12 protein-coding genes are annotated in these 11,083 nt (G+C 67.2%); 5 read left to right on the top strand and 7 right to left on the bottom strand.

Annotation, left to right across the window (positions count from 1 at the left end; translation table 11 throughout):
* Nucleotides 1-641 (bottom strand): MFS transporter (locus tag IFT36_RS06080; RefSeq protein WP_200412659.1); only part of this gene is annotated, 641 nt, incomplete at its 3' end.
* Nucleotides 638-1,171 carry an ArsR/SmtB family transcription factor gene (locus IFT36_RS06075; protein WP_200412658.1) on the bottom strand — a complete coding sequence of 178 codons (534 nt, stop codon included), beginning with the start codon at nt 1,169-1,171 and terminating at the stop codon, nt 638-640. The genes IFT36_RS06075 and IFT36_RS06080, both read right to left, overlap by 4 nt.
* A gap of 348 nt (nt 1,172-1,519) precedes the next feature.
* On the opposite strand from IFT36_RS06075, the gene IFT36_RS06070 reads away from it, so the two are divergent.
* Nucleotides 1,520-2,449: an acetamidase/formamidase family protein gene (locus tag IFT36_RS06070; protein ID WP_123570602.1), complete on the top strand. Its 930-nt coding sequence runs from the start codon at nt 1,520-1,522 to the stop codon at nt 2,447-2,449.
* Nucleotides 2,450-2,655: 206 nt separating this feature from the next.
* A complete protein-coding gene (locus IFT36_RS06065; protein ID WP_056046758.1) occupies nt 2,656-3,225 on the top strand; it encodes a manganese efflux pump MntP in 570 nt (189 codons plus the stop codon).
* A 48-nt stretch (nt 3,226-3,273) separates the two neighbouring features.
* Here IFT36_RS06065 and IFT36_RS06060 read toward each other — a convergent pair whose 3' ends face one another.
* The 4 genes from IFT36_RS06060 to IFT36_RS06045 form a co-directional block, all read right to left on the bottom strand.
* Complete coding sequence (locus IFT36_RS06060) at nt 3,274-4,779, bottom strand: serine hydrolase domain-containing protein (RefSeq protein ID WP_200412657.1); 1,506 nt, start codon at nt 4,777-4,779, stop codon at nt 3,274-3,276.
* A 34-nt stretch (nt 4,780-4,813) separates the two neighbouring features.
* Nucleotides 4,814-5,320: a hypothetical protein gene (locus tag IFT36_RS06055; RefSeq protein WP_200412656.1), complete on the bottom strand. Its 507-nt coding sequence runs from the start codon at nt 5,318-5,320 to the stop codon at nt 4,814-4,816.
* 596 nt (nt 5,321-5,916) lie between these two features.
* Nucleotides 5,917-6,381, bottom strand: a complete 465-nt coding sequence (locus IFT36_RS06050; RefSeq protein WP_173151526.1) for a MarR family winged helix-turn-helix transcriptional regulator — start codon at nt 6,379-6,381, stop codon at nt 5,917-5,919.
* A 22-nt stretch (nt 6,382-6,403) separates the two neighbouring features.
* Entirely contained in the window at nt 6,404-6,649 is a 246-nt protein-coding gene (locus IFT36_RS06045; RefSeq protein WP_173151524.1) for an alcohol dehydrogenase catalytic domain-containing protein, read from the bottom strand.
* Nucleotides 6,650-6,933: 284 nt separating this feature from the next.
* Between IFT36_RS06045 and IFT36_RS06040 the strand changes: the two genes are divergently transcribed.
* Together IFT36_RS06040 and IFT36_RS06035 are read left to right on the top strand one after the other, a co-directional pair.
* The gene (locus tag IFT36_RS06040) at nt 6,934-7,320 is read left to right on the top strand and encodes an MmcQ/YjbR family DNA-binding protein (protein ID WP_173151522.1); all 387 of its coding nucleotides are present in this window, start codon (nt 6,934-6,936) and stop codon (nt 7,318-7,320) included.
* Nucleotides 7,317-7,673: an MmcQ/YjbR family DNA-binding protein gene (locus IFT36_RS06035; RefSeq protein ID WP_200412655.1), complete on the top strand. Its 357-nt coding sequence runs from the start codon at nt 7,317-7,319 to the stop codon at nt 7,671-7,673. The genes IFT36_RS06040 and IFT36_RS06035 overlap by 4 nt, the downstream gene beginning before the upstream one ends.
* An 80-nt stretch (nt 7,674-7,753) precedes the next feature.
* On the opposite strand, the gene IFT36_RS06030 is transcribed toward IFT36_RS06035, so the two are convergent.
* Nucleotides 7,754-8,140, bottom strand: a complete 387-nt coding sequence (locus tag IFT36_RS06030; RefSeq protein WP_173151518.1) for a hypothetical protein — start codon at nt 8,138-8,140, stop codon at nt 7,754-7,756.
* A gap of 325 nt (nt 8,141-8,465) precedes the next feature.
* On the opposite strand from IFT36_RS06030, the gene IFT36_RS06025 reads away from it, so the two are divergent.
* Entirely contained in the window at nt 8,466-11,081 is a 2,616-nt protein-coding gene (locus IFT36_RS06025) for an RCC1 domain-containing protein (protein WP_207114191.1), read from the top strand.
* Nucleotides 11,082-11,083 lie beyond the last annotated feature (2 nt).

Here is an 11,083-nt window from a genome sequence, read left to right as displayed (position 1 = left end):
GACGGGCTGCCGGGCCGGACGGGCAGCCGCAGCCGCGAGTACAGCACGCCCGCGAGGGCGAAGCCCGCCGCGTCGACGGCGAGGCCCCAGCCCGGACCGACCACCGCCACGATCCCCGCCCCCGCCGACGCCCCGACGACGCTGCCGCCGTTGAGGCCGAGGCGCAGCAGTGCGTTGGCGGGCCGCAGCAGGGCGTCGGGCACCGACTCGGGCACGAGGGCCGCCGCCGCGGGCAGGCTCACGGCCGCGACCGCCCCGTTCAGCACGCTCAGCACGACGAGCAGCGGGATCGTCGCCGACCCCGTGACGACGAGCGAGGCGACGACGGCCTGGGTCCCGGCGGCGGCGAGCGACGTCCCGACGAGCACGACGTCTCGCCGCAGCCGGTCGGCGATCACGCCGCCGAAGAGCAGCACCGCGACGTTGGCGATCGACCGGGCCGCGACGACCAGGCCGAGGTCGGCCGCCGACCCGGTCAGGTCGAGCACGGCGAACGCGAGGGCGATCGGGGCGACGGCGTTGCCGAGCACGCCCGTCGTCCGAGCCGCGAGCAGCCAGCGGAACGGGCCGTGCGCGAGGGGACCCCGGCGGTCGTGAGGGGCCCGGGGGACCGAGTAGGCGCCTCCTGCGTCCCCGGTCACGGTCGCCTCATCGGGAACAGGGCGGCCGTCATCGACACCGGGTTCGTGCCCGGCGTCCGGGGGCGCTGGGCGGCCGCGTGCAGGATGGCGGAGGCATGACCCACGTGGCGTACGACCCGCTGCCAGGTCTCGGGGTCGACCCAGAGCTCGGCGTCGGTCGAGATCTGGGGGCCATCCGCCCGCCGCGGGGAGCGGCGACGCAGCTCGTCGGCCAGGGCGTCGACGTAGCGGGCGCGTTCGGCGTCGGTGTCGTCGTCGGTCCCGTCGACGGAGGGCGGGACGACGGGGAACGGCTGCGCCGACGACAGGTGCCGGTAGCGCTTGGCCTCGCCGCCGCGGATCGTGACCACCTCGACGACCTCGACGAGACCCACGCGCTCGAGCACGCGCAGGTGGTAGCTCGCCGTCGCCTGCGACAGCCCGAGCTCGCGACCGGCCTCGGCGGCGCTCATCGCGACGCCGGTCAGGAGCGACAGGAGGCGCAGGCGGATCGGGTGGGCCGTGGCGCGGAGTTCGTCGAGTGCGGACATGCGGCCATCGTGCAGGCCGAGGCGTCCGACCGTCAAACGGGTCTTTGGGGGTCGGCTACGCCACCTCGTGCCGGATGGTCGACGACCTCCGTCCGGGTGAGGGACGCCGAGGGGGTTCGCGCTACTTCGAGGTCGCGAGCCCCACGAGAGCGGCCGAGATGAGGCCGGCGCCGACGACCGAGATGGCGATGATGAGGACGTGGAAGAACAGGACCATGGGGGCGTCGGTCTCTCTGTGAGCAGGTGGGGCGGGGTCTGGGCGGAACAGGGGTCCATCGTATCGACGGCCCCTGGGCGCGGCACGTCCGGCGGGGCGTCGGTGTCGGCGTCGCGGCCTACGCTCGGACGATGACGACCCACCGCCTCGACCCCCGCACCGACACCGCCCACGAGGTCTTCTCGCGCGACCACGCCCCCGTGCTGACGATCGACCCCGGTGACACGGTCGTCGTGCGCTCGCTCGACGCCTCGGGCCACCTCGAGCCGCAGACCGTGCCCGGCGAGGTCACCCCGTACCTGTTCCCGACGCGGCGGGGTCACGCCCTGACCGGTCCGATCGCCGTCCGCGGGGCACGACCGGGTGACATGCTCCAGCTCGACCTGCTCGCGCTCACCCCCGACGACTGGGGCTTCACGGTCGCCGCGGCCGCCGACACCCCGATCACCCGCCACCTCGGCCTGGTCGACGCCGAGGCCGCCTGGCTGCTCTGGAGCATCGACCGCGACGCCGGCACGGCCACCGAGAGCCGGGGCCTGCGTCGACCGATCGCGCCCTTCCTCGGCGTCATGGGACTCGCCCCCGCCGAGGCCGGAGAGCACTCGACCATCCCGCCCCGCACCTCCGTGGGCGGCAACATCGACTGCCGTGACCTCGTCGCGGGCACGACCCTCTGGCTGCCGGTGGCGGTCGACGACGCCCTGCTCTACCTCGGCGACGGGCACGCGGCCCAGGGCGACGGCGAGGTCGGTGGCACCGCGATCGAGACCGGCATGACGACGGAGGCGCGGATCGGCCTCGCCACGGACCGCCCGCTCTCGACGATCCACGCCGAGACCCCCGAGGCGCGCATCACCTTCGGCTTCGACGCCGACCTCAACGTCGCCAGCGGCGACGCGCTCGCCGCGATGGTCGAGTGGATGCGTCAGCTCTACTCGCTCGACGCCGCCACGGCGCTGGCCTTCGCCAGCACGGTCGTCGACCTGCGCGTCACCCAGGTCGCCAACCGCACCTGGGGCGTGCACGCCGTGCTGCCCCGCGACGTGCTCGTCCCCGCCTGAGCCGCGCCGCGCCTCCTGACCGTCGGCCGGGGAAGGCGTTCGGCGCGCGACGCCCCGTGCGACGGTTCGCCGACACCACGGATTCGGCGTGCCGAATACCTCTGATCAGGGATTTTCCGCCCGAGGAGGCGCGGCGGGCATGGCAGGATCGTCAGGTTCCGAGACAGCGGTGTCTCCACCCGACCGTCTCGAAAGGCGCTGCCCCCATGTCGTTCTGGGCTCTCTTCCTCATCGCGCTGGGCGTGTCCGCCGACGCCTTCGCCGTCGCCCTCGGCAAGGGCCTGCACATGACGCGGTTCAACGCTCGTCATGCCGTCGTCATCGCCGTGACGTTCGGCGCGTTCCAGGCGTTGATGCCGCTGCTGGGCTGGCTGCTCGGCTCGACGTTCGCGCAGTACATCGCGCCGTTCGACCACTGGGTCGCCTTCGGACTGCTCGCCCTGATCGGCGGCAAGATGCTCTACGAGGCGTTCTCGTCGGGCGAGGACGACGAGAAGGACACCGACCGGCTGAACCTCCGCGAACTCGCCGTGCTCGCGATCGCCACGAGCATCGACGCCCTCGCGGTCGGGGTGACCCTGGCGTTCCTGCCGGTCTCGATCGGCTGGGCGATCCTGCTGATCGGTGTGACCACCACCGTCCTGACCTTCGTCGGAGTGCTGGTCGGGCGTCGGGTGGGTGCGAGGTTCGGCAAGCCGGCCGAGATCGCCGGTGGCGTGATCCTCATCCTCATCGGCGTGAACATCGTGCTCGAGCACACGGGCGTCCTCGGCTGAGTCCTGCGCCGGCCCAGCCGTGTCGGCGCCTCGGAGGCGCGGGTCGCGTCAGTCGCGCGGCATGCGCAGCTGCGCCAGCGCGGGTGCGTGCAGCGGCTGGGTCTCCCACAGGGCCGTGAAGGTCCCGTCCGACTCGTCGAGCGTGAGGTGCAGGCGGTGCGGCGTCTCGAGGAAGACGAGGTCGACGTGCAGCAGGTCGGCCGACCGGGTGGCACTCGCGGCGACCGGCGCGGCGGAGCCGGCGCCTGAGCCGGCCCCGCCGACCGAGTCGTCGGTGACGACCCAGTCCTCGGCCTCGACCCGGACCACGAGGCGGGAGTCGCCCTCGACGAGGGTGAGCGTCGTCGCGGCGTCGGCCGAGGCGTGCAGGTCGACCAGGGTGAGGTCGGGCTGGTCGTTGCCGTCGGCCGCGGTGAACGACACGAGCCGGTCGGTGCCGGGGGAGTCCTGGTCGCCGTCCCGCGCCTCCTCGTCCGCCGGTCGGACGGGTGCGGCGTCGTGCTCGGTGGGACCGGCGACCCCGGGCAGTGCCAGGTCGGCGAGGCGGGACGCCAGGGCGGCGTCGGTCGGGGCGTCGCCGACGCGCGCCGCGTCCGTCCCGAAGGCGGGCAGCAGGTGCGCCCACGCCGCGTCGAGCACGGCCTGCATGTCGAGCGACTGGCCGGTCAGGGCGAGCACGACGTCGTGTTCGGGCAACACGGCGGCGAACTGCCCGTAGGCGCCGTCGCCGCGGTAGCCGTGGCGGGCCATCCAGAACTGGAACCCGTAGCCCTGCGCCCAGTCGGGGTTCGACTCGCCCGCGTTCGAGACGTGCGAGCGCGTGGCCTGGGCGACCCACTCGCGCGGCAGCAGCTGCACGCCGTCCCACTCGCCCTGCTGTAGGTAGAGCTGGCCGAGGGCGGCGATCGCGTGGGTCGTGGCGTGCAGTCCGCTATAGCCGAGCTCGCGGCCGGACGCGTCGCGCTGCCACCCGACCTCGCCGATGCCGAGCGGGTCGAGCAGGCGTGGTCGCAGGTACTCGCTCAGCGGCTGGCCCGTGACGCGCTGCACGATCGCGCCGGCGGCGAAGGTGCAGGGCTGGTTGTAGGCGAAGACGGTGCCGGGCTCGTCGTCGGGCGGCGTGAGCAGGAAGCCCCGGACGACGTCGACCGGGTCGACGGCGAGCGCACGGTCGAGGGTCTCGGCGCGGTGCCCGCTGGCCATCGCGAGCACGTGGCGCACGAGCATCGAGCGGCTGCGCGGGTCGGTGACCTCGTCGTCGAGTTCGGGGAAGTGGCCGAGCACGGTGTCGTCGAGCCCCATCAGGCCCTCGGCCACGGCGAACCCGACGGCCGACGACGTGAAGCTCTTGCTCAGCGAGTAGAGCAGGTGGGCGCGGTCGGCCGAGTACGGAGCCCACCAGCCCTCGGCGACGACCTGCCCGTGGCGCAGCAGCATGATGCTGTGCGGCTCGACGCCGGCCGTGGTCTCGAGGGCGTCGACGAACGCGGCGATGCCCGCCGCGTCGACGTTCTGGGCGGAGGGCGTGCTGCGCGGCAGCGTCGTCGGAGTCACCCCCCGACCCTATGCCCGGCCCCGGAGGCGCGGGTCAGGTCGCGAGGGACGTCAACCGCAGGTCGACGAGCGGCACCCGGTCGCGCGGCAGCACCACGAGGACGATCGAGCCGTCGACCTCGGTGCCCCAGCCGACCACGTCGGGATCGGTGTCGATCAGCGCGGCGTCACGCCCGATCCCGTCGACGAGGAGCACCGCCCCGGGCTGCGCGTGCCGGGCGGTCACGGGGGAGTCCAGCACGGGCGTGCCGCCGTCGGGTCGGATGCTCCGTCCCTCAGCGGTGTTGACCAGGACGTGGTTGACGTGCCGAGCGAGGTGCTCGGCCACGGATGCGGGTTGGTCGGACGGCGCCGGCTCGTCGGGCGCGACCAGGGTGACCACCGCCTCCCACAGCATCGGGTACCGGAACGCTCGTAGCCCGGCCACGAACCAGTCGGGCTGCCCGGCGGCCAGGGCGTCGGCCAGGTGGCCGTCGATCTCGGCGACGTTCTCGACCAGGTTCGACGGGGCATCCGGGTCGGACGGGTCGGCGACGAACACGTTGGAACCATTGATCGGCAGTGCGAGAGGCGATGACCTCGACTATCGCTCCAACCAACCGCCGTCACCCAGAAAGTCATCGTGAGAGGTCCGCTTCCGCTGCTCGAAGTCGACGCGAGAGCAACGCCTAGGAGAGTCAAGGGTTCGCCGGTCTTTGCACCTGCTGAATGTATCGATTCTGAGATTGCCTCGAGCGCTGTTAGCCACGCTAAGTCTGAGGAGGGAGGCCCTGCGGTGGCTTAGCTATCGTCGGTGACCGCAAGCGATTGGTTCTGGGTCTGGCCGCGGCGGGCCTGGATCAGCTGCTCGCAAACGACGACCGGTTCAAAACGGGGTTTTGAACCGGTCCGGGTTTCTGGGAAGCTCGCAGGTCGGGTGCTCCTCAGGCGGTCCTGAGTCGGATGGTCAGCAGTTCGCCGAGCGCGCCTCCTCTGGGTCCGTTATTTGGGCAGGAGCTCGTGCTGTTCGCTGCACCCCAGAGCAGCCGAAGCCAGGCCGATGGGAGCGGTGATCGCCGCCCGTGAGGGGATCGTCGACTGGCGACCTCAGGCCTGGCCTCCGCTGATTCGCGCTGGCTTTCCAACAGCGATCCGTGGTCAGGCCAGGCGGCTCACCAGCGTCTCTCCCACCCGCGACAAGAGCTTGCCGAGCTGCTCCCGTTCAGCGTTGGACAGGTCCGCAGTGGTCAGTTCTTCGAGCTGTGCCCGTGTCGTGGTCACGGGCCCTTCCAGATCACGGCCGGCAGGGGTGGGCCGGACGAGTACGACACGCCCGTCGGTCGTGGATTGCTCGCGCGCGACGAAGCCGCTCTTCTCGAGGCGGGCGAGCATCTTGGCCGTGGTCGGCGGTTCGACCATGAGGAGACGTATCAGGTCCGCCTGCGTTCGCGGGGACTCCTCCCACAGCAGCATCAGCAACAGTTCCTGCCCGGGGGAGAGCCCGAGCTCGTCGAGGAGCCGACCTGCGAGCTTGCGATGAGCCTTTGAGACGCCCGGCAACAGTGAGCTGACCGGGTCGACGGCCCCGCCGTCTCCGGCTGCGGTCGGTGCATCCGTCGTCATCCGTGCCTCCTAGGAATAATGCTTAGCCGTCCTTGACGCCGTCGCCGACCTCGACGACGGTCCCGGCAGCGTCGGCGCCGGCGCCTGTCGGGGCTGCGAGATCGGGGGTGGGTGCTATGGAGCCGGATCGGATCTTGGTGTCGATCTGGTTGATGCCTGCACTGGCGACGTCGATGACGATCTCGCCGCGGCCCGCGTGAGGCTCAGGGATCGTGACGACCTCGAGCACGTCGGGGGTGCCGTAGGTGTTGAACTGGACTGCTCTCATGACTGGTCTTCTCTCTTTGAGGCGGGCCGGGTAATTACGACGCGGGGGTGTAGTTGACGGAGTCGAGCCAGGCGGCGAAGGTCTGCGCCTCGGGGGCGAGCTTGGCAAGCTCGTCGTCATCCCCTGAGCAACGTCCACCGTTCCACGACCCCGGGAGCACGGAGCAAGCTGCTCCGTGCTCCCGGTCGGACCGCGCATCAAAACGGAGATCAACCCATCGCACACCAACTCTTGTCATAGGAGTCGACTCGGTACTTTCTAGAATCAACAATCGTGGGGGACATATGCAGGCCGACACCGTGCGGCAGCAAGCCCGAGACAGAGCTGCTGAGCTACCCGGCGCAGGGCTCGAGCATCCGTTCGGTCCTGACTGGGACGTGTTTAAGGTCCGGGGCAAAGTGTTCATGCTCACAACGGAGATCACGGGGGAACCCATCGTCATCCTCAAAGCCGCACCCGAGGACGCGAAGGCGCTCCGGGAGCAGCATGACGACATCACGCCCGGGTACCACATGAACAAGAAACACTGGGTCACGCTGAACCCGGGAGGCGATCTTCCGGCTGACCTCGTGGTCGACCTGGTCACCGAGGCCTATCTGCTGGTCGTCGAGGGGCTACCTCACGCGCGGCGGCCCGTGGACCCGACAACGTTTGGCCGGCACAAGCGATGACCCTGTCGGGCACGCAGCTCCAAGAGACGGCCCGGGACGCCGCCGCGAGGTTGGAGCACGTCAGTCGTGGTTACCCGTTCACGCCGCACCTCGAGGTGTGGAAGACCCCGGAAAAGGTGTTCCTCATCGTCGCGGACAACGATCCCGACCTGCAGATCATCACAGTGAAGGCCGACCTGCACCACGCGGACGCACTCCGCCGAGACCACGAATCGATCACCCCGGGGAGATACCTCGACAAGAGCCACTGGATCTCAGTCGGTGCGGGGCCAGGCGTGACCAAGCGCCTCGTCGAGGACTTCGTGCTCAGCTCCCATGACCTCGTTACGAGCGACCGGACGAATCGGCGCTAATAGGAGGGCAGTTATCCCGCCCGCCCCCCGCCGTCCTTTTCGACCGTCGCGCTGACCTCCTGGGCCGATTCGATAGCGATTTAGCCGACCTCCGACACGACCTCTTCACCCGTTTTGGCCTCGGACACCTTGCCGGCCGCGTCTACGCGACCATGCGCCACGAGGCCCCTGTCACTATCGATGACGCCTCCGACCGACTCGGAGTCCCCCGACACCGCATCATCCGAGTCCTTTCCCGTCTCCGGACCCACCGCCTCGTCGTCTCCACCAATAGCGGGTGGCGACTTCACCGCCGCGATCTTCGCGACGCTGCAGCTCGAACCTTCGACGTCTTCGGCACCCTCGCCACCCTCTATGCCCGCGAACGCGAGCTCTGGACCTGGTGGCTGGCTGAGGAAGCCTTCATGCGCTCTGAGCCTCACTGACGTCGACGCGGAACCCACGCCACAGCCCGAGTCGTCTTCCAAGCACTCGACTCTCGAGGAGGCGAGGAAGCGAGGAAGTTTGGCCGGCTTACCCCCGAGACGCCTCCGGGCTCGGAGACCACCGCACTGCTCGGCGCATTGTCCATTCTCCCGATGGCGTCGAGCGGCTTCGTGCCTACGAACTTGCAGCATGAGTTGTGTAACCGCTTGTTGCCAAGCTTTTTAGGTTTCGGTGAGCTCTCGCCGTTCAGTCGACCCCCTTCTTGGGGGCAGAGGACTCTTTCTAATTGCCAGTAACTTCCATGCAATTACTAAGGGGGAATTTGTGCCGACAATAACACGAGGTCTCGTAGCCGTAGCGGCTACCGTGGCTCTAGCAGGATCGCTTCTAATCGCTGTGCAACCAGCGTCCGGTGCGCAAGCTGACACAGCTATCGTCATCGACTGGGACAATCTCGATTCATTCAAGGATGTCAACGGACATCCCTTGACTATCGACAGTGATGTTGACACCGGCCAAGGGGCCCATGTTCTATCCGGGACGAACGAGGCAGGAACTCCCTTCAACGTCACCATTTATTACGGTGACGAAGTCAAAGGCGACACCGCAGGCGTCACTCTGGACCCAAGCGACGCCGATGACGCGGAAGATGTTCCTGTCGGAAGTACCCTTCCTTTCGCTGCTCAGGAAAGCCTGGTCCTAGAAGAAACAGTTGACCTAGCCGTTGTTCCCATCGTCGTCGTCGCTGCGACGCCCTCTACGCTTACGACAGCATGGCTAGCTCCCGAGGACGCAACTTCATTCCGCGCCACCCTTGATGAGACATTGACTATCGATAGCGAAGAACCAAACGTAACCTTCGAATCGCTCAATCCCGATACCTCGTACTCACTCAATCTCGAATCCGTATCCCCGCAGCCCGATCAGGTGCCCGTTGTCGCAGACCTCAACGCCTATGCCGAGCCTGCGTCTGAATCGGACCCAGCAGAAGGCTCGGGCAACGAAAGCGGTGACCTTCCTACCGCCAGCCCCTCTCCGACTGCGCCAGATCCTGAGCCAGTCGATCCTGTTGCTGTTCCGGACTCCGTTCGGTCGTCCGTGATGTCGGCTACCACACTCGCCTTTCCAAAGCCGGACAGTAATCCCCAAGAACGAGGAATGCGGGCCCTCGAGTCGTCACCTGCACTCACGGCTGCAGAGGTCCATTCAACAGAGTTCAATTACCGGACTTTCATTCCCTGGACGTCGACACACTCCGAGGAGGCCAGCGATATCGACCGTGCGATCGTCACCGCCTGCATGATTTCGGCTCAGCCACGAGGCTTCTTAAAAGGCGCCTCGCCTACCGACCTGACCTTCCGTGGCGATGCACGCGGGTTTCGCCAGCCAGCCGCAGACGGCCCCGCAGACTACCGAACGATGGTCAACCTCAAAGCAGACTGGGATACCAATACCGCCGCTGCATCCAAACAAACTGGCTACACGAACGCTATCTACATCAACGATAACGACCGTGTTGCTGCAACTCGACACGCAAGCACCGGAAAAATTGAGATTAAGAGTCGAGTCGCCGATTCGCAGATACTCGACTGGTATAGATCATTTTCCGTTAAGCACATTGCCAACGATCCCTTCTGCCCAAGCGCAGAGAGGTTTGGAGCGATCTACTACGACATTGACATTGAACTGACCCGGTCAGGCGTCGTCACAATGACCGGCTTTCAGGCGAGTATGCCTAACCACGAGGCCTACGTTCGGTGGAACAACTCCCCTACCTGGAGCACACTCCTTACCCGTGACGCCGTTGGCCTCATCTGTCTGGTCGCAGGTCCGCTGAAAAAGCCCATCATTTTCAGGCAAGAGGACGGATCGCTTGGTGGAGACTTGATCTGTGGCAAGAACATCGACGCTCGTATCTCCATCTCTCAGGACCGATATGTAGCTCTTTCCGAGAACTTCTTCTTGACTAAATCTGGACGCATTTCGGGAGTCGGTAACGGCTCGGTTGTCTCTCCCTACGCAGACGGCGTCTTTTTCTGCGAAGCGGTGGCCCCCGTACCAGCAGCACCACTTCCGGGCGGTGTGCGGGTGTCGAAGTTCGCTGCCACTCGGACTGAAGCGGGCAGCACAAAGGCCACCATCTTGGCTCTTGGCAGTGACAAGCGGCTCTATACCTGGGGAGGAGGTTCTGGAGTAATGGGCCGCGAATCAGACGGTGTCTGGGATGTCGAATGGGGCACTACCCCATCGTCCTTCATGCCAACACCGCTCGCCGGGGAGTTTGTAGATGTGTCTATCCTCAACGGTGCTGCGGCCGCGGTCACAACGTCCAACACCGTCAAAACTTGGGGCGAATACGAAATGATGCCGGCAGAGTCGGCGCCGTGGGCATCTCCCATTGTGCAAGCATCAGCTATGACCGCAGTTCCCGACGGCGGCGCGGTGAAGGCCCTCGACGATCAGGGGCGATACATCTACTGGGATGGCTACAGATGGTCGGTTGTCGACGAAGGCCCGTACATCACAATGGTCTTCGCAGCGAACGGAACGTACGCTCTGGATGACGCCGGTCAGCTCTACAGCGACGGTGTCATCTTGGATGCCCCAGGAACCTCGCCGCAGGGCTCGGCTTGGGCCCTCGAGGCCGTCCCTGCCAACGAAAATCTGATTGCTGAGTTCGGAGAAGATCAGCACTTCACTGACATCGGGTACGACGACCGCACCGGGCAAATTGGTCTCACGGCAGACTTCGGTGGCGCATACGTCGTACCCGACTGGGCAGCAACGACGCGCTCCCTATCTGAGCTCACCGTGGTGCCGACGCCACCTGGACTTGTGTCGTTCAACGGAGTGAGGGGCATCACCGATGACGGTCAAGCGTGGAATATCGGTGATCAAGTGCCTGTGCCCCTGGGAGTTCCGGCGGCCGGCCCATCACCGAAAGCAACTGCGATCGGCAGCTACTGCCCTAGCAACTCCTAAAC

The organism is Frigoribacterium sp. CFBP 13605, from assembly GCF_014839405.1.
GTDB lineage: Bacteria > Actinomycetota > Actinomycetes > Actinomycetales > Microbacteriaceae > Frigoribacterium.
Note: the sequence above shows the minus strand (reverse complement) of the source record. Positions and strands in the feature narration are given on the sequence as shown.